The sequence below is a fragment of the Bradyrhizobium sp. BLXBL-01 genome (assembly GCF_051853025.1).
Classification (GTDB): domain Bacteria; phylum Pseudomonadota; class Alphaproteobacteria; order Rhizobiales; family Xanthobacteraceae; genus Bradyrhizobium.
This window is the reverse complement of record NZ_CP182471.1, coordinates 6,472,312-6,489,450: the sequence shown is the minus strand read 5'-3', so window position 1 is coordinate 6,489,450 and position 17,139 is coordinate 6,472,312. Positions and strand designations below refer to the sequence as shown.

The 17,139-nt window shown below is 65.3% G+C and carries 16 protein-coding genes; 12 read left to right on the top strand and 4 right to left on the bottom strand.

The genetic code is table 11. The features are described from left to right. The first annotated feature begins 18 nt into the window (after positions 1–18). Genes ACNJYA_RS30190 through ACNJYA_RS30180 form a run of 3 tightly spaced genes read left to right on the top strand, consistent with a single transcriptional unit; the run spans position 19 to position 3,679 of the window. Positions 19–801 carry a cyclase family protein gene (locus ACNJYA_RS30190; RefSeq protein ID WP_212254398.1) on the top strand — a complete coding sequence of 261 codons (783 nt, stop codon included), beginning with the start codon at positions 19–21 and terminating at the stop codon, positions 799–801. A gap of 55 nt (positions 802–856) precedes the next feature. Beyond that, positions 857–2,014 (top strand): ABC transporter substrate-binding protein, encoded by a 1,158-nt coding sequence (locus ACNJYA_RS30185; protein ID WP_212254399.1) that lies wholly within the window; start codon positions 857–859, stop codon positions 2,012–2,014. A 39-nt stretch (positions 2,015–2,053) separates the two neighbouring features. Beyond that, a complete protein-coding gene (locus tag ACNJYA_RS30180; RefSeq protein ID WP_246570593.1) occupies positions 2,054–3,679 on the top strand; it encodes an ATP-dependent acyl-CoA ligase in 1,626 nt (541 codons plus the stop codon). A 3-nt stretch (positions 3,680–3,682) separates the two neighbouring features. On the opposite strand, the gene ACNJYA_RS30175 is transcribed toward ACNJYA_RS30180, so the two are convergent. Beyond that, positions 3,683–4,198: a MarR family winged helix-turn-helix transcriptional regulator gene (locus tag ACNJYA_RS30175; RefSeq protein WP_212254401.1), complete on the bottom strand. Its 516-nt coding sequence runs from the start codon at positions 4,196–4,198 to the stop codon at positions 3,683–3,685. Between the two features lie 320 nt (positions 4,199–4,518). Here ACNJYA_RS30175 and ACNJYA_RS30170 point away from each other — a divergent pair, with 320 nt between their 5' ends. Further along, the gene (locus ACNJYA_RS30170; RefSeq protein WP_212254402.1) at positions 4,519–5,697 is read left to right on the top strand and encodes an acyl-CoA dehydrogenase family protein; all 1,179 of its coding nucleotides are present in this window, start codon (positions 4,519–4,521) and stop codon (positions 5,695–5,697) included. A 39-nt stretch (positions 5,698–5,736) separates the two neighbouring features. Here ACNJYA_RS30170 and ACNJYA_RS30165 read toward each other — a convergent pair whose 3' ends face one another. The 3 genes from ACNJYA_RS30165 to ACNJYA_RS30155 form a co-directional block, all read right to left on the bottom strand. Further along, positions 5,737–7,407, bottom strand: coding sequence for a CocE/NonD family hydrolase (locus tag ACNJYA_RS30165; protein ID WP_439401178.1), 1,671 nt, complete (start codon positions 7,405–7,407; stop codon positions 5,737–5,739). A 67-nt stretch (positions 7,408–7,474) separates the two neighbouring features. Next, positions 7,475–8,296 carry a creatininase family protein gene (locus ACNJYA_RS30160; protein ID WP_212254404.1) on the bottom strand — a complete coding sequence of 274 codons (822 nt, stop codon included), beginning with the start codon at positions 8,294–8,296 and terminating at the stop codon, positions 7,475–7,477. A 199-nt stretch (positions 8,297–8,495) separates the two neighbouring features. Then, the gene (locus ACNJYA_RS30155; protein WP_439401177.1) at positions 8,496–9,398 is read right to left on the bottom strand and encodes a LysR family transcriptional regulator; all 903 of its coding nucleotides are present in this window, start codon (positions 9,396–9,398) and stop codon (positions 8,496–8,498) included. Between the two features lie 148 nt (positions 9,399–9,546). On the opposite strand from ACNJYA_RS30155, the gene ACNJYA_RS30150 reads away from it, so the two are divergent. The 8 genes from ACNJYA_RS30150 to ACNJYA_RS30115 all read left to right on the top strand — a co-directional run bounded on the left by ACNJYA_RS30150 (position 9,547) and on the right by ACNJYA_RS30115 (position 17,126). Further along, positions 9,547–9,966, top strand: coding sequence for a cupin domain-containing protein (locus ACNJYA_RS30150; RefSeq protein WP_212254406.1), 420 nt, complete (start codon positions 9,547–9,549; stop codon positions 9,964–9,966). 12 nt (positions 9,967–9,978) lie between these two features. After that, on the top strand, positions 9,979–10,797 hold the full coding sequence (locus ACNJYA_RS30145) for a cysteine hydrolase family protein (protein ID WP_246570594.1): 819 nt from the start codon (positions 9,979–9,981) through the stop codon (positions 10,795–10,797). After that, entirely contained in the window at positions 10,787–12,145 is a 1,359-nt protein-coding gene (locus tag ACNJYA_RS30140) for an FAD-binding oxidoreductase (protein WP_212254408.1), read from the top strand. The genes ACNJYA_RS30145 and ACNJYA_RS30140 overlap by 11 nt, the downstream gene beginning before the upstream one ends. Before the next feature lie 9 nt (positions 12,146–12,154). Continuing rightward, positions 12,155–12,733, top strand: coding sequence for an NAD(P)H-dependent oxidoreductase (locus ACNJYA_RS30135; protein ID WP_433996046.1), 579 nt, complete (start codon positions 12,155–12,157; stop codon positions 12,731–12,733). A 378-nt stretch (positions 12,734–13,111) separates the two neighbouring features. Beyond that, positions 13,112–14,107, top strand: a complete 996-nt coding sequence (locus ACNJYA_RS30130; RefSeq protein WP_212254410.1) for an ABC transporter substrate-binding protein — start codon at positions 13,112–13,114, stop codon at positions 14,105–14,107. Between the two features lie 9 nt (positions 14,108–14,116). Beyond that, entirely contained in the window at positions 14,117–14,971 is an 855-nt protein-coding gene (locus ACNJYA_RS30125) for an ABC transporter ATP-binding protein (protein WP_439364157.1), read from the top strand. After that, a complete protein-coding gene (locus ACNJYA_RS30120) occupies positions 14,968–15,768 on the top strand; it encodes an ABC transporter permease (protein WP_212254411.1) in 801 nt (266 codons plus the stop codon). The genes ACNJYA_RS30125 and ACNJYA_RS30120 overlap by 4 nt, the downstream gene beginning before the upstream one ends. Further along, a complete protein-coding gene (locus tag ACNJYA_RS30115; RefSeq protein ID WP_439364156.1) occupies positions 15,765–17,126 on the top strand; it encodes an amidohydrolase family protein in 1,362 nt (453 codons plus the stop codon). Before ACNJYA_RS30120 ends, ACNJYA_RS30115 begins: the two co-directional genes overlap by 4 nt. Positions 17,127–17,139 lie beyond the last annotated feature (13 nt).

The window sequence follows — 17,139 nt, the reverse complement described above, 5'->3', positions numbered from 1 at the left end:
AAGGTGGAGGACGCGACAATGCACGGCAAGGCTCTCCTGGATCTCGCGGGCGCGATCGCTTCGGATGCGGTGCGCGTCATCGACCTGAGCTTCACGCTCAGCCCCGACTTTCCCGTGATCGTGCTGCCGCCCGAATTCGGCCAGGCGGCGCCGGTGCGCATCCAGGAGATCTCGCGCTATGACGCGCGCGGCCCGGCCTGGTATTGGAATAACGTGACTTTCGGCGAGCATACCGGCACGCATTTCGACGCGCCGATACACTGGTTCACCGGCAAGGACCTCGCCAACAATGCGGTCGATACCATGCCGGCCAAGGACATGATCGCGCCCGCCTGCGTCATCGATTGCTCCGCGCAGGCGGCTCTGGATCCGGACTTCGTGCTCACGGTGCCGATCGTCGAGGCCTGGGAAGCCGAGCACGGCCGAATTCCGGCCCGGCACTGGGTGCTGCTGCGGACGGACTGGTCGAAGAAGGGCTGGCGCGATTATTCGAACCTCCGGGACGACGGGGCGCACACGCCGGGTCCGAATGCAGCCGTGATGAAATGGCTGGTGGAGGAGCGCGGCATCATCGGTTTCGGCACCGAGACGATCGGCACCGATGCAGGACAGGCCGGGCATTTCGAGCCGCCTTATCCGGCGCATCATTTCCTCCACGGCGCGGGCCGCTATGGGCTCCAATGCCTGTGCAACCTGGATCAGCTTCCTGCGACTGGCGCGATCATCGTCGCCTCCCCGCTGAAGATCCAGAACGGCTCGGGCAGTCCGCTGCGCGTGATCGCGCTGGTTTCGTCCACGTGAGATGCGCGTACGGCTTGCCGGAATTGACGCATCCAAACCACCAATGACAGGTGCCATGACTTCGATGAAATCACTGCTGGGTTCAGCGCTGCTCCTTCTGGCGGTTCCGTGCTGCGCGCAAGCCGACATTCTCGTCGGCTTCGTCACCGGCCTCAGCGGGCCGGTATCCTCGATCGGCATTCCCAACGCAAAGGGGATCGCTGCGGGAGAGGCCTATGTCGGCGAGATTGGCGGCGAGAAGGTGCGCCTCATCCAGCTCGACGATGCCTCCGATGCAACCGCTTCGGCGCGCAACGCGCGCAAGCTCGTCGAGCAGGAGAAGGTCGACGTCCTGATCGGGACGTCGGGCGCGCCGCAGACGCTGGCGATGGCCACCGCCGCGATCGAGATGCAGGTGCCGATGATCGCGGTCTCTCCGATCGCATCCGTTCCGGCCGGCGAAGGCGGCCCTTGGGTCGTCCAGACACCCCAACCGATGCCGCTGCTGGTCCAGGGCATCGTCGACCACATGAAGGCGCGCGGGCTGAAGACGGTCGCCTTCATCGGATTCTCGGATGCGCTCGGCGATCTCCTGTACGATTCGTTGTCGCAGAGCGCCAAGGCGGCGGAGATCAAGGTCATCGCCAACGAACGCTATGCCCGATCCGATTCGTCGGTGACGGCGCAGGTGCTGCGCGCGCTTGCGGCCCGCCCCGACGCCATCATGCTCGGCGGCACCGGAACGCCGGGCGCGCTGCCCGCCATTGCCTTGTCCGAGCGTGGCTACAAGGGGCCGCTCTACGGCAACAACGGAATGATCAGCGCCGACTTCCTTCGTCTCGCCGGCAAGGCCGCCGATGGCATCATCTGCCCCACCGGGCCGGTGATCGCGGCCGAGCAGCTGCCGCCGAGCAATCCCATCCAGAAGGTCGCCCTGGCCTACCGGGCCGCCTACGAGAAGGCGAACGGCGAGCAGCCGACGGACGGGTTCTCCTCCTACTCGTTCGATGGCTGGGTCGTCTTCGTCGATGCTGCCAAGCGCGCGCTGGCGACCGGGGCCAAGCCAGGCTCGCCGGAATTCCGTAGCGCGCTGCGCCAGGCCCTGTTCGCCACCAAGGAAGTCGTAGGCACGCAAGCCGTCTACAATTTCACGCCGGCGGACCGTCATGGTGTCGACGCACGTTCGCGCGTCCTCGTCCAGATCGAGGACGGTAAGTACAAGCTCCTGCCTTGATCTCGGGCAGGCCATTCGGGCCGGATGACGGAGCATTGCATGCGGGATGACGCCGGGCAGGAGCAGGATACGCCGGCCTGGGCACGTGCGGTCGAGTTGTTTCCCCCGTCCGATCGCGTGCTTTCGACCATCCTGGCCAGGCAGGCGCGCCGCTACGGCGACCGCATCCTGCTGGTTGCAGGAGGGGCGCGCTGGACCTACGCGCAGACTGCGGCGATTGCGGCTGCATCGGCGCAGACGCTGATCGAGGCCGGCATCAAGCCGGGAGACCGGGTCGCCTTGATGTGCTCGAACCGGCCCGAGTTTCTTCAAGTCTATCTCGGCTGCGCCTGGCTCGGCGCCATCACGGTGCCGATCAACACGGCGCTGCGCGGCCTCCAGCTCGCACACATCTTCCGCAACTCGCGCCCTGCGCTCCTCGTCGTCGAGGCCGGATTTCTGGACGCAATCGAGACGATCGGCATCGAGGCCGGCCTGCCGCCGCTGGTGTGGACCATCGATCAGGTCGCGGAGGGGACGGCGAAGGGATCCATGCCGCTGCCCGCGCTCGCATCCATGGCGCCGCCCGGTGCCGTGCGGCCGGGAGATATTGTTGCCATCCTCTACACATCCGGCACCACGGGGCCGGCCAAGGGCGTGTGCTGTCCGCAAGCGCAGCTGTTCTGGTGGGGCATCTGCTCGGCGCGGGCGCTCGGCATCCGCGAGGGCGACGTGCTGTTCACGACCTTGCCGCTGTTCCACACCAACGCGCTCAATGCATTCTATCAAGCGGTGCTGAACGGTTGCACTTACGTGCTCGAGCAAAAATTCTCCGCGTCGGGCTTCTGGGCCGCCGCGCGCCTCCACAATGCAAGCGTAGGTTACCTGCTCGGCGCCATGGCATCCATGCTCATGGCTCAGCCTCGCAAGGAGGAGGATCATGCTCACGGCCTTCGCGTCGCCTTGGGTGGAGGCGTGCCACCGCAGATCCATCGGCCGTTCCTCGAGCGGTTCGGCGTGACGCTGGTCGACGGCTATGGATCGACCGAGACCAATTTCGTGTTTGCCGGCGCAATTCCCTCCGACCGTCCGGGAACGATGGGCTATCTGGCCGATGGCTTCGAGGCGCGGATCGTCGACGACAACGATTCGGAGCTGCCCGACGGCCAGGCGGGCGAACTCGTCCTGCGCGCCAGGGAGCCGTTCGCCTTCGCCACCGGATATTTTGGCATGGCGGAGAAGACGGTCGAAGCCTGGCGGAATCTCTGGTTTCATTCCGGAGATCGCGTCGTCAGGGATGCCGACGGACATTACCGCTTCATCGATCGCATGAAGGACTCGATCCGCCGGCGCGGCGAGAACGTGTCATCCTGGGAGGTCGAGCAGATCATCCTTTCCCATCCGGCGGTTGCGGCGTGCGCGGTCTATCCGCTGCCCTCCGAACTGGGCGAAGACGAGGTTGCGGCGGCGATCTTGCTGGAGCCGGGGCAGTCGCTGGAGCCTGTCGATATCATCAGGCATTGCGAAGGGCAGATCGCCTATTTCGCAGTACCGCGCTATGTGCGCATCGTGAAAGAGATGCCGCTGACGGAGAACGGCAAGATCAAGAAGGGCGCGCTGCAACAGGCCGGCGTAACGACGGAGACCTGGGATCGCGAAGCTGCCGGGATTCGAATTCGGCGTTGAGGCTCATGACCGCTCGCGCCGTTGCAGGGCGTCCCTCACGGCACTCTTCACGTCGTCGAGTTCGCCGACGAGGCCGTCGAGACGGTCGATTGGAAGATCGGCGAGCAATTCGGCGAGCCAGGCGCCGTGACTCTTCGCCATCCGCCTGAAGGTCTTTCGGCCCTCGACCGTCATGCAGACGATCTGGACGCGCCGGTCCAGATGCGAGGGCGTGCGGGTGATGTATCCATCCTCGACGAGGCGGTCGACGATCGGTGTCAGGTTGCCGGCCGACACCATCAGGCGCTTGGGCAGTTCCCCCAGGACCAATCCACTCGGCTCACGGTCGAGCTGGGCGAGGACGTCGAAGCGGGGCATCGTGAAGTCGTATTCCTCGCGAAACCGGCGCCGCAACTCTCCCTCGATCATGGACGTGCAGGCCAGCAGCCGAAGCCAGAGCCTTGTCTGAGCCCTGTACTCGGCCTCCGCGTCGGTCGCCTTCCTGCTGGAGGCCGGAGAGGACTCCTTTGCGAGTGCCAAATCGATCTCCTAAGCCTCGTTCGGGCTGCAAGCGAGTGGAATTCCGTTCAGCTCGTAGAATAGTTCGTGCCAAAACTAAATTCAAGGCGTGACAGGATCAGGACTGGTCCTGATGTGGCGGAACCGTCAGCTTTTCTTCGCTAGTCCTGACGCAACGAAGAGGTGTTCGAATATGGTCCGCGCCTGACGACTTGACAACGGCCCCGGCCAGGGAAATAGTTTATACTTGAAATAATTGATGGTGCGGACGGCTTGGGCGGTCGCTGGTGCGGCAGAGAGCATGCCGGGTCCGGCGGGCCCCCGACCTTGCGGAGCGACCGATGAACTCACCGGCACAGACAATCTCCCGCGACTGGCTGGACTGGCCGTTCTTCGAGCCGCATCATCGTGTGACCTGCGACGCGCTCGATCGTTTCGTCGCACAGGGTGGTGTTCAGGCCGTCGATCACCGCGACATCGACGGCGCCTGCCGCAAGCTCGTGCGGGCGCTCGGTGCCGCGGGGCTGCTCGATTGCGCGGTCGCGGCGCCGGACGGCGACGTGACCAGCATCGATTCCCGCTCGATCTGCCTGTCGCGTGAGACGCTGGCCTATGCCGATGGCCTTGCCGACTTCGCCTTTGCGATGCAGGGCCTGGGATCCGGCGCCATTGCGCTTGCGGGCTCGTCGGAGCTGCGACACGCCGTGCTGCCGAAAGTCCGTTCGGGCGAATGGCTGGCCGCGTTCGCGCTTTCGGAGCAGGGGGCTGGCTCCGACGTGGCGGCCATGACCTGCGCGGCGCGCGAAGACGGCGACAGCTATGTTCTGAACGGCGAGAAGACCTGGATCTCCAACGGCGGCATCGCCGACGTCTACACGCTGTTTGCCCGAACCGGCGAGGCGCCCGGCGCGCGCGGCATCTCGGCGTTCGTCGTGTTTCCGGACGACCCCGGCTTCAGCGTGGCCGAGCGCATCGACATCGTCGCGCCGCATCCGCTGGCGACGCTGCGCCTGGACAATTGCCGCATTCCGAACAGCCGGCGATTGGGAGCGCCCGGTGGCGGCTTCAAGATCGCGATGCAGACCCTCGACATCTTCCGGGCTTCGGTTGCTGCAGCCGCCTTGGGCTTTGCCCGACGTGCGCTGGAGGAGGCGCGACTGCACGCACAAACGCGCCGCATGTTCGGGGCGACGCTGGCGGATCTGCAGCTCACCCAGGCCGCGCTCGGAGACATGGCGACCGAAACCGACGCCGCGGCGCTGCTGACCTACCGCGCCGCCTGGCGTCGCGACGTCCAGAAGCTTCCCACAACGCGTGAAGCTGCGATGGCGAAGCTGGCGGCCACCGAGACCGCCCAGCAGGTTGTCGATCGCGCCGTGCAGATGTTCGGCGGTCGCGGCGTGCGCAAGGGCGAAATCGTGGAGAGCCTGTATCGCGAGGTCCGCGCCCTTCGAATCTATGAAGGTGCGACCGAGGTGCAGAAGCTGATCGTCGCGCGCGAACTGCTCAAGCCGCGCTAAGCCGGCCCCGGGTATCTGTCACTCGCTCCGCCGGCGGAGCTAGCCTGGCCTGATCTCAGGCCCGGGCCCGACAGGCAGCCGGAGCTGTGACGGCCGGGACGGGCCGTGCCAGACCGCAATCGTGGTCACGACGGCATGGGTCCTTGGGGTGCTCACCGGATCTTCGCCCGTTCCTGGGTTGACGGGATAGGCCGGATAGTCGGCCCCCGCGATGGAGAGGCGCAGCCGCTCGCCCTTCCTCAGCGTCACGCACGTGGTGGCCAGCTTCAGCTTGTATCGGCCTGTCATCGCGGTGCGGTAATGCGCATATCCGCTCGAGATCTGAAGAACCCTTTCGTCGGACGTGATGAGCGAAAGAATGCAGCAAAGATCGAAGCTCGGGCGGTCGCAACTCAGCTCGAGCTCGACTTCGGGCTCGCCGACCACCTCGATGGCGTCTTCCAGAGCTCGGGTCGTGAAGGTCACGACGTCGCCGCGTTCATCGGCCGCCCGGCGGTCGACGGGTCCGGTCGGAGCGCCGTAATAGCCGCCGACCGTCGGCGCAGGACGCCAGGGATCATGCACGATGTGCTCGACATCCTCCTCTTGGCTCGGCCGAACACCGAGCGTGCCGTCCTGCACGTCCAGCGATGCCCGTCCCGTGCCGCCAAGGAACAGTGCCTGCGTGCTCTCAGGCAGATCCTGATGCTGCCGCCATGTCTTCAAACCCATGTCGAACAGCTCGATCGGTCGGTCTTCCGCCGGCCCTGACGCCCGCTTGAGGATGCGGTCGAAGAACCGGATGTGATCGATGTCGACGTTGCGCTCCGCCTCCCGGCCGAAGTCGACCGCGCCCACTTTCCGTGTCCACGGAAAATGGATCCAGGGGCCGACGATGAGCCTGGTGTGGTCGCAGCTGCCTGCGACGGCCCGAAAGGACTCGACCGTAGCCGGCAGGAAAGGATCGAACCAGCCACCGACGAACAGCATCGGCAGATGGCGGGCACGAATGGCATCCAGATGTGCCAAGGGTGAAATGCGGTCCCAGTACGGCGAATCCGGCGGCGTTTCGAGCCAGTCCATGACGTGCGAATAATGCCGGTATTTTTGCAGCAGCTGCGGCATTGCCGCGATCGGGCCGCTGAGCGGCAGGTTGGTCCCGGCGGCCTGCAGCGCGCTGAAGGCTTCGTCATCACCGGCACGACGTGCCGCCTCCGCGGTGATCTGGATGCCCCAGCCGATCATGTGCTTCATCTGCAGGGCGCCGTTCTCATAGGCCCAATGCGCGGGATGCCACGGTCCCATCGCCGGCGCGAGGGCCTTCAGCGACGGGCAGTCTCCCGCCGCGGCGAGCAGCTGGTTGTAGGCTTGATAGGAGAAGCCGTACATGCCGACCTCGCCGTTCGCGCCATCGAGACGCGCCGCCCATTCGACCGCTTCGGCGCCGTCCTCGATCTCGGTTTCACCTGGGCGGAATATCCCTTCCGAAGTGCCGCGTCCCCTGACGTCCTGCACCACGACGATATAGCCGTGTGAGGCGTACCAGGACGGATGCGCGTAGCAGATGCTGCAGGCGATGCGCCTGCTATAGGCCTGGCGCTGAAGCAGAACCGGATAGGGCCCCGGTACCGCCGGACGGTAGACGTCGGCATCGAGCCGCGTGCCGTCCTTCAGCGTCATGGTCTCGACTTCGGGCGGCAGCACGGGCAATCGCAAAGACTTCGCTGACATCTGCTGAAACTTCATCGCAGTGAATTCATGGGTCTGAACCTGTTCGAGCTTCTCACCGCTCCAGCGCTCATCTCGCGGCCGAGGAGACGGGGTCTGGCCGAATCCGCGATAGCGGATAGCGCTCGACCTCGGCGATCAGCTTGATCAAGCGGCCCGCCGCGCGTTCGACGGCGGCGCGGCCACGCTCGGCATCGGCGAGCGCGGCGTTGCCGCAGGCTCCCTTAGGATTGATGTCCTGCATCTGCCAGCCGAACCCGACCGGGCCTTCCGGCATCAGGATCTCGCACTCGGTCTCCAGAGCCTGGGACAACGACCTGAAGTCCTCCGCCGATGCCATGTCGACGAGACCTGGATGCAGATGGAGCATCACGCTGGTCTCGATCTCTCCGGCATGGATTCCATGCTTGCGTTCGGCCGCGCTGAAAAGGTCCGAGAGGTCCGTGAAGCGCGACCATTGCGAGGAGACGGCCAGCATGCCCAGCCTGACGCGGAGCTCGCGGCATACGATCTCCATGACCTGCGGCTGGCCGCCATGCGCGTTGACGAAGACGACCTTGCGGACCCCGGCCCGGTGCACGCTCTCGCAGACCTCGTACCAGACGCGGCCGAGGGTTTCCGCCGAGAGCGTCAGCGTGCCGGGAAAGGCGGAATGCTCGTTCGACTTGCCGATCGACATCGTCGGCAGGACGAGGGCCGGAAAATCGTCGGCCATCTGCGCAACCGCGTGGCGGATGATGCCCTCGACGATCGCCGTATCGACCCGAACCGGCAGATGCGGCCCGTGCTGCTCGACGGCGCCGACCGGCAGCACGGCGACGATCCTGCTCATGTCCAGCTGACGGAAATCCTCGGTCGACAGGTCCCACCACCAATGCGACTTCAGTTTCATCTCGCTTGCCTTGTCGATTGTCTTGTCGGTTGCATTGGCCCGGATTGGCGGACGAATCCGGCGAGGCTTGCTCGCCCGTCGGCCTGCCAATCATTGTTGGGCATCCGCACAAGCATGAAAAGTGCTTAATTTCGTCTGTTGTGTTGCCGTTTCGGCAACGCCCTGACGACCGAGGCGACGATCTCGTCTGCCGCTCGGTTCAGCTGGCGACCTCGCGGATCATTGCCTTCAGCATCTCCGCAAGCACGCTGGCGATCGCGCTGGTGCCCCGGACATGGCCGACCAGCATCAGCGCCTGCGCGTCCTGCGCGAGCTCGCGAACGGGAACGTAGCTCAGCCGCCCGGCACGCCGCTCGGATTCCACATCGAACGGGGTGAGGAAGGAGATGCCATCGTTCAGAATGACCGCGTGCCGCATGATCTCGATCGAATTGGTCTCGATCGCCGGCTGCAGGTCGATTGCGACCCGCGCGAACGCCGCCTCCAGATAAGGGCGGATCGCACTCGTGGCGTCGGCGATGACGAGCGGGTAGTCGATGCAGTCGCTGAGCCGGACGTTGCTTCGCTTCGCCAATGGATGGTTCGGCGTCATGACGGCACCGAGCCGGCCGACGGCGCGCGCGAGCACCTTCAGATTACTGTCCTTGCCGAAATCGAACCCGATGCCGAGATCGGCCTCGCCGCTGGCGACCGCAACCTGAATTTCCGCTCCCGTATTGAAGAGCGTCAGGTTGAGCTTGACGCGCGGATTGGCCGCGCGAAACTCCTTCACCTTGTTTGGGACGAGGTTGGAGGCGAGGCCGCTCATCATCGCCAAGGTGATTTCGCCGCGGCGCAGGCCCTTCAATTCCTCGATCTTGACCTGGGTGCGGGCCAGCTCCTTGAGCGTCTGGCGGACATGCCCGATCAAGACTTCCCCTGCGGCGGTCAGGATCAGCTTCTTCGGAAGGCGCTGGAAGATCGGCGTCCCCAGCTGGGTTTCGAGCGCGAGAATCTGGCGGCTGATCGCGGACGCCGCGACGTTGAGACGGTCCGCCGCCTTGCGGATCGAGCCCGTGCGGGCAACCTCGTCGATGTAGTTCAACAATCGGCTGTGAAGCATGTCCTGGGCCCCGATCAATGTCCGCAGGATGGTGGCTCGTTGCCGAAAAGGCAACGGGTCTGTCGAATCAAAGCGCTTTGAGGCGATGCCTCGGCGTGCGACATCGGTCACCGACGAGAGTTGCGCATCGTTCGAGGAAAATGATCCCATGTCGTTCAGCGTCGCCGATCTCAGCCATGCGAAGGTCTTCCGCATCGCGCCGAAGGACACCAATTATTTCGCGGTCCTGTTCGACCAGGTGACCGATCGGATCGGCAACATCTTCGTCATCGAAATCTTCCAGCCCGGCGGCGCGACACCGCCCAACGAGCACGCCGTGGCGCATGAATTCTTTCACGTGCTGCACGGCGTCGGTGTTGCCCGCTGTGACGGCAAGACCCTGCCGATCAAGAAGGGCGACTCGCTTCTGTTGCACCCGGGCTCCGAGCACGTCATCGAGAACACCGGGCCGGGCAAGCTCTACACGCTCACGGTGATGACGCCCAACGAAGGATTTTCCGAGCTGATCCGCAGCGGTGAGCCGGTCGCGCTCGACGCCGAGGACATGCGCGTCCTGCAAGGGCTCTAGGCGATGGGCGTCATGTCATCCGATCCTGCTGTGAACGAAGGCCTGCTGCCGCTCGGTTCGAGCCGCGCCAATCGCTGGATGGTCGCTGAGGGGAGGGCCGATCTGGTGCGCCAGCCGGTTCTGCCGCGGCCGGCGACGGTCCAGGCCATGGGCAAGCTCATCACGTTCGACCTCGCGCGCACCGCGCTCGTCGTCGTCGACATGCAGAACGACTTCTGCCATCCGAGCGGCTGGCTGGCGCATATCGGCGTGGACGTCGCGCCGGCGCGGCGACCGATCGCGCCGCTAAGGCGGTTGCTGCCGCTGCTGCGCAGCTGCGACGTGCCGATCGTCTGGCTGAACTGGGGCAACCGGCCCGACCGGCTCAATCTCAGCCCGTCGCTGCTGCATGTGTACAATCCGAACGGCGCCGGCGTCGGCCTCGGTGACGCGCTGCCGGGCTCGGGCGCGAAAGTGCTGGAGCGGGGCAGCTGGTCGGCGGCCATCGTCGATGAGCTTGCGACGGAGCCGACGGACATCCACGTCGCCAAGTACCGGATGTCGGGCTTCCAGGATAGCGAGCTCGACAGCATTCTTCGCAATCTCGGCGTGAACACCTTGATGTTCGCGGGGGTCAACGCCGATCAATGCGTGCTCTGCACGCTGCAGGACGCGAACTTCCGCGGTTATGACTGCCTGCTCCTGGAGGATTGCGCGGCCACGACCTCGCCCGATTACTGCATGGCCGCGACCATCTACAACGTCAACCAGTGCTTCGGCTTCGTCGTCGGATCCGAAGCGGTCGCGGCGGAGCTCGTGCATCGGGCATCGAAGGGGGCCAATGGTGACTGATCTCGCATCCGATGCGTTGGACCGGCTGATCGCCGATCTCGGCGACGTTCCGGTGGTGACCGAGGAGAAGGTCGTGCGCCGGCGCTCGCGCGACTTCTTCTGGTACAGCCCCATCCTCAACGCGCAGCTCGACGGCAAGTCGGCCGACCTGATCGCGTTGCCGCGCGACGAACGCGACGTGATCCGGATCGCATCCGTCTGCGCGCGACATCGGGTGCCGATCACCGTGCGTGGCGGCGGCACCGGCAACTACGGCCAGGCCGTGCCGCTGCAGGGCGGCGTGCTGCTGGACATCTCCGGGCTCGAGAACATCGAGTGGATCAGGCCGGGCGCGACGCGCGTCGGGGCCGGCGCCAAGATGCACATCATCGATGCGGCCGCGCAGGCGCAGGGATGGGAGCTACGGATGCATCCGTCCACGAAGCGCATGGCGACGATCGGCGGCTTCGTCGCGGGTGGATCGGGCGGTATCGGCTCCATCGCCTATGGCGGCCTGCGGGAGCCCGGGAACATCCTGGCTGCGCGCGTCGTCACGGTCGAGGAGGAGCCGCGCGTGATCGAGTTGCGCGGCGATGCGGCGCAGAAGGTCAACCGTGCCTATGGCACGACCGGCATCATCACGGCGCTCGAAATGCCGCTCGCGCCCGCCTGGAAATGGATCGACGTCGTGGTGGCCTTCGACGATTTCATGGAGGCGGCAAGGTTCGGCTACGAAGCAGCCCTCGCCGACGGCATCGTGAAGAAGGTGCTCTCGCCGATCACCTGGCCGCTGCCGTCCTATTTCGGGGCGCTGAAGCCGTCCTGCCCGGAGGGAAAGAGCGTGCTCATGGCGATGATCGCCGAGCCCTCTCTCGACAGCTTCAAGTCGCTGCTCGGCGGTCGCGGCACGATCACGCTGGAGACCCCGACGGACGAGAGCCCCAGCCGCGTCCCGCTCTACGAATATTGCTGGAACCACACCACGCTGCAGGTGCTGAAGAGCGATCGTTCCGTGACGTATCTGCAGTGTCTCTATCCGCATGACCGCGTGCTGGAGAAGGTTGCCGAGATGCGGGAGCTGTTTCCGGACGAGGTGCTGCAGCACCTCGAATTCATCCGCTTCGGTGGCCGCGTCACCTGCAGCAGCCTGCCCGTGATCCGTTACACCAATGCCGATCGACTGAACGAGATCATGCGGCTGCACGAGGAGCGCGGCGTCTTCATCGCCAACCCGCATGTCTACACGGTCGAGGACGGCAGCCGGTACAAGCGCGCCGATGCCGATCAGCTTGGCTTCAAGCATGAAGCCGATCCGCACGGTCTGCTCAATCCCGGCAAGATGCGCAGCTTCGTGAGCGCGAGGCGATGAGCAGTGCACGTGCTCTACGTGTATTGCCATCCGCTCGCCGATAGCTTCCACGCGGCCATTCGCAGCGAAGCGCTGGCAGGCCTCTCCGAGGCCGGCCATACGATCGATCTGCTCGATCTCTACGCCGAGGGATTCGACCCCGTCCTGAATGCCGAGCTCCGCCGCGACTACCACGATCCCGTGCTGAACCGGCGCAACAACGAGGCTTACGCTGCGCGCCTGCTGGCGGCAAACGCGCTCGTCGTACAGTTTCCCACCTGGTCATTCGGGCCGCCGGCGATGCTCAAAGGCTGGTTTGATCGCATGTTCGGTCCCGGCATCGCGCTCGATCTGTCCGATCCCGCCCATGCGAGGCCGATGTTGCAGCACATCGGACGCATCGTGGGCATCGCCACCTACGGTCGGCCGCGCTGGCAGGCGATCGGCATGGCCGATCCGCCGCGCAAGATCATCAAGCGATATTTGCCGTGGTTCACCGGCGGCAAGGCGCGCGTGCGCTATTACGCGCTCTATCACATGAACGTCGCCACCGCGGAGAAGCGCAGCCGCTTTCTTGCAAAGCTGCGGCGACAGATGGCCCGGCTCTAGCCGCGCGGTGTCACCGGCCCCCGGAGTGCATCATGCTTGCAGCGAGCCGAATGCCCAATTTTCCGTGGCGGATCGCCCACGAAAACGGCATGGCTGCGGGGCGTCAGCGCACGCGGAACCTTCGTTCCCTTTCTGCCAAGCCCTTGTTCGGTTGGCTCATCGGGCGGGGGCCGGACGAGGCGAAAGCGGTCATGACGCCTGCTCCATCTGCATCACACCAGCCCGCTTGCATAGCAAATCGGCGTTGCCGGAAAGGCAACGGATGGCTCGAATCTAAATGCTTTGAGGTGACAGCCGACCCATGCATCCTCACGCTCGGAAAGTCTCGCAGCGCAGTGCTCGCCGGCTGGTCCGGCGAGCTGCAGAAGGGCAACCAGCATGGCCATGAAGAATCTGTCCCGAACGATCGCAGCCGGCCTGTTGGCGAGCGCAGCCCTGGCCGCCTCCCTCGGCACGGCCCAGGCTGCCGACAAGGTGACATTCCTGACCAGCTGGTTCGCGCAGGCCGAGCACGGCGGCTTCTACCAGGCCAAAGCCACCGGGCTCTATGACAAGGCCGGAATCGACGTCACCATCAAGATGGGCGGTCCGCAGGTGAACGGCTCGCAGCTCCTGCTGGCCGGCGATACCGATTTCATGATGGGTTACGACATCCAGGTCCTCAAGGGCCGCGAGCAGAACCTGCCGCTGGTGACGGTCGCTTCGTCGTTTCAGTTCGACCTCCAGGGGATCATGACGCACGACGATGTGGCGGATCTCGCTGCGCTCAAGGGCCGGCCGATCCTGATCGGGGGATCGTCGCGCACGACCTTCTGGCCCTGGCTGCGCGCCAAGTACGGCTTCACCGACGACCAGATCCGTCCCTACACCTTCAACCTGCAGCCCTTCTTCGCCGACAACACGGTGGCGCAGCAGGCCTATCCGTCGTCGGAGCCCTATCAGGCCGAGCAGCAGAACGTGAAAGTCAAGTTCTTCCCGCTCGCCGACGGCGGCTATCCGCCCTACGGCTCGACCATCGTCACGACCGAGAAGATGATCGCGGACAAGCCAGATCTCGTCTCGCGGTTCGTCAAGGCTTCGCTCGAAGGGTGGCGCGACTATCTGAAGAACCCGGAGCCGGCCAATGCCTTGATCAAGGCAGCCAACCCCAAGATGACGGACGGGCAGCTCGCCTTCGCGATCGAGAGATTGAGGGCGATGAAGGCCATCGACGGTGGCGATGCAGCAAAGCTCGGCATCGGGATCATCACGGCTGAGCGTTACGAGAAGACCTACGATTTCCTGGTCACGAACGGGCTGCTCGGCCCAAAGGTCGACTGGCACAAGGCCTTCGACGATCGTTTCGTCAAGAATCTCAAAATCGGCGTCAATTGAGGAGCCGACATGAGGATGTTGTCGCCCGTTGAACCGCTCGCCCCGGTGGTGAAGCAAGCCACGGCCGCAGCCGATGGCGCGCCCGCCGTCGAGGTCCTCTCGGCCGAGAAGGTGTTTGCCAACGGCGCGCGCGGATTGGCGCCGATCGATCTGTCCATCGCCGACGGCGAATTCCTCACCCTGATTGGGCCGTCCGGATGCGGCAAGAGCACGCTGCTCAAGCTGATCGCCAATCTCATCGAGCCGTCCGACGGCCGGCTGCTGTGGTGGCGCGGCGATTTCGCGCAAGTGGGGCAGGAGGGGCGGCGTCTTGCCTTCGTCTTCCAGGAGCCGACCTTGATGCCCTGGGCTCGGGTCGAGGCCAACGTCCGCTTGCCGCTGGAGTTCGGCAACATGCCGCGGGCCACCGCGGATCCGAAGGTCGCCGACGCCATTGCGCGGGTCGGCCTCTCCAAGTTCAACCGGCACTTCCCGCGGCAGCTGTCCGGCGGCATGAAGATGCGTGTCTCAATCGCGCGCGCCCTGGTCACCGATCCCAATCTTCTGCTGATGGACGAGCCGTTCGGCGCCCTCGACGAGTTCACGCGCAACAAGCTGGACGACGACCTCGTCAATCTGTCGTGGGAGCGCAAGCTGACGACGGTCTTCGTGACGCATTCGATCTACGAGGCCGTGTTCCTCTCGACCAGGATCGTCGTGATGGCGGCGAATCCCGGCCGCATCTTTCGCGTCATGACCATCGACGAGCCGCAGCCGCGCGACCAGGGTTTCCGCGACAGCCCGAAATTCGCGGCTTATTGCCGCGAATTGTCGACCTGGCTTGCCGAGGCATCGCTGCAATCAGCCGGCGGAGGCGGATCATGAAGCCGTTGTTCGAATCCGAAGCCTTCGTGCGGATCGCCGCCCCGATCGCGGTGGGCATCATCCTGTTCGCGGTCTGGGAGATCGGCTTCCGGCTCGCCTCTGTTCCCGTCTATCTGTTTCCGAAGCCGACGGACATCTTCGCGAGCCTCCTGCAGAACGGGCCCTCGCTCCTGCGCGCACTCCTCGTGACCTTGCGCGTCACCTTGCAGGCCTTCGTCGCAGCCGTCATTCTGGGCACGCTGATCGCCTTCATGTTCGTGCAGAGCCGGGCGATCGAGATCAGCCTGTTTCCCTATGCTGTGCTGCTCCAGGTCACGCCCGTCGTCGCGATCGCGCCTCTCATCATCATCCTGGTGAAGAACACGCAGCTGTCGCTGACCATCTGCGCAACCCTGGTGGCGCTGTTTCCCATCATCTCCAACACGACGTTGGGCCTGCGCAGCGTCGACCCGGGGCTTGCGAATTTCTTCCGGATGAATCGTGCCAGCCGTTTCAAGACGCTGGTGAAGCTGCGCATCCCGGGAGCGCTGCCGTATTTCTTCGGCGGCCTGCGGATTTCGAGCGGTCTCGCCTTGATCGGCGCGGTGGTCGCGGAGTTCGTGGCGGGCACCGGCGGCCGCTCCTCGGGGCTCGCCTACGAGATTCTCGACGCCGGATTCTCGCTCGATATTCCCCGCATGTTCGCCGCGCTGTTCCTGATCACCTTGACCGGGGTGCTGCTGTTCGCAGCCATGGTCGCGTTGTCGCAATGGGCATTGTCGGATTGGCACGACAGCGAGACCAGGGCCGAAGCATGACCGCGATGCTGATCGACAATGCCGCCGGCATCTTCACCGGCCTGCCCGGAGCCGCGATGCGGAGCGCCGGGCAGATCCGTATCCGTGACGGAATCATCGTCGAGATCGGCGCACTGGAGCATGAGCCGGGCGAGCAGCGCCTCGATGCCCAAGGCGGGGTGATCTATCCCGGCCTGGTCTCGACCCATCACCACCTGTTCCAGAGTGTGCTGAAGGGCGTCCGGTCCGGCATCGACCTGCCGCTGGCCGGCTGGCTGCGCGCCGTGCCCTACAGGTTCTGGTCGAAATTCGACGAGGAGGCGCTTGCGGTCGCGGCCCGGATCGGGCTCGCCGAGCTGCTGCTGTCGGGAACGACCACGGTCGCCGACCATCATTACCTCTTCAGCGACACGTTCGGCTTCGACCCGGCGCAGGTGATCTTCGAGGTGGCGCGCAGCCTCGGCATCCGCCTGGTGTTCTGCCGCGGCGGCGGCACCACGGCGCGCCATGTCGAGACCGACAGGTTTGCGGCGATGCCGGTCGAAACGCTCGATCGCATGTTGCAGTCGGTCGAGGCCTGCGCGCAGCGCTTCCACGATGCCTCGCCGAGCGGTCTGTCGCGCGTTGCACTGGCGCCGACCACGCCGACCTGGTCGCTCGATCCCGGCGAGCTGCGCGAGGTCATTGCCGCGGCGCGCCGCATGGGCGTGCGGCTGCACAGTCATTTGTCCGAGACCGCCGACTATGTCGATTTCTGCCTGTCGGTGCACGGCAAGCGTCCGGTGCATTGGCTGGCCGATCACGGCTGGCTGGGCGAGGACGTCTGGTTCGCGCACCTCGTGCATCTCGACGACGACGAGGTGCGGATTCTCGCGAGCACCGGCACCGGCATGGCGCATTGCCCGCAATCCAATTGCCGCCTCGGCTCCGGTGTCGCGCCCGCCGACGCGATGGCGCGGCTCGGCGGCGCGGTTTCGCTCGGCGTGGACGGGGCAGCCTCCAACGAGGCCGCCGACATGCTCTGCGAAATGCACAGCGCCTGGCACACCCATCGCGCCGTGAAGGGGGCGGCCGCCGTGACCGCCGAGGATATCGTGCACTGGGCGACCGCGGGCGGCGCGCGCGTGCTCGGCATGCCTCACGTCGGCACGCTGGCGCCTGGGCAGCAGGCCGACATTGCCATCTTCAAGCTCGATGACGTCAGGCATTTCGGCATGCACGATCCCCTGATCGCACCCGTCACCTGCGGCGGCTCGGCGAAGCTCCGCTCTCTCCTGGTCGGCGGCCGCATCGTCGTCACAGATGGCGCCATTCCCGGCCTCGACCTGCAAAAGCTCAAATCGGATGCCGCGCGCGTGGTCACGCGCCTGGCCGCGTGATCGCGAAAGGATC

What these genes read in the sequence shown, in the direction of transcription:
- ACNJYA_RS30190 (WP_212254398.1), top strand. Translation starts at nt 19, where the DNA reads ATGCACGGCAAGGCTCTCCTGGATCTCGCGGGCGCGATCGCTTCGGAT.
- ACNJYA_RS30185 (WP_212254399.1), top strand. Translation starts at nt 857, where the DNA reads ATGACTTCGATGAAATCACTGCTGGGTTCAGCGCTGCTCCTTCTGGCG.
- ACNJYA_RS30180 (WP_246570593.1), top strand. Translation starts at nt 2,054, where the DNA reads ATGCGGGATGACGCCGGGCAGGAGCAGGATACGCCGGCCTGGGCACGT.
- ACNJYA_RS30170 (WP_212254402.1), top strand. Translation starts at nt 4,519, where the DNA reads ATGAACTCACCGGCACAGACAATCTCCCGCGACTGGCTGGACTGGCCG.
- ACNJYA_RS30165 (WP_439401178.1), bottom strand. Translation starts at nt 7,407, where the DNA reads ATGTCAGCGAAGTCTTTGCGATTGCCCGTGCTGCCGCCCGAAGTCGAG.
- ACNJYA_RS30160 (WP_212254404.1), bottom strand. Translation starts at nt 8,296, where the DNA reads ATGAAACTGAAGTCGCATTGGTGGTGGGACCTGTCGACCGAGGATTTC.
- ACNJYA_RS30155 (WP_439401177.1), bottom strand. Translation starts at nt 9,398, where the DNA reads ATGCTTCACAGCCGATTGTTGAACTACATCGACGAGGTTGCCCGCACG.
- ACNJYA_RS30150 (WP_212254406.1), top strand. Translation starts at nt 9,547, where the DNA reads ATGTCGTTCAGCGTCGCCGATCTCAGCCATGCGAAGGTCTTCCGCATC.
- ACNJYA_RS30145 (WP_246570594.1), top strand. Translation starts at nt 9,979, where the DNA reads ATGTCATCCGATCCTGCTGTGAACGAAGGCCTGCTGCCGCTCGGTTCG.
- ACNJYA_RS30140 (WP_212254408.1), top strand. Translation starts at nt 10,787, where the DNA reads ATGGTGACTGATCTCGCATCCGATGCGTTGGACCGGCTGATCGCCGAT.
- ACNJYA_RS30130 (WP_212254410.1), top strand. Translation starts at nt 13,112, where the DNA reads ATGGCCATGAAGAATCTGTCCCGAACGATCGCAGCCGGCCTGTTGGCG.
- ACNJYA_RS30125 (WP_439364157.1), top strand. Translation starts at nt 14,117, where the DNA reads ATGAGGATGTTGTCGCCCGTTGAACCGCTCGCCCCGGTGGTGAAGCAA.
- ACNJYA_RS30120 (WP_212254411.1), top strand. Translation starts at nt 14,968, where the DNA reads ATGAAGCCGTTGTTCGAATCCGAAGCCTTCGTGCGGATCGCCGCCCCG.
- ACNJYA_RS30115 (WP_439364156.1), top strand. Translation starts at nt 15,765, where the DNA reads ATGACCGCGATGCTGATCGACAATGCCGCCGGCATCTTCACCGGCCTG.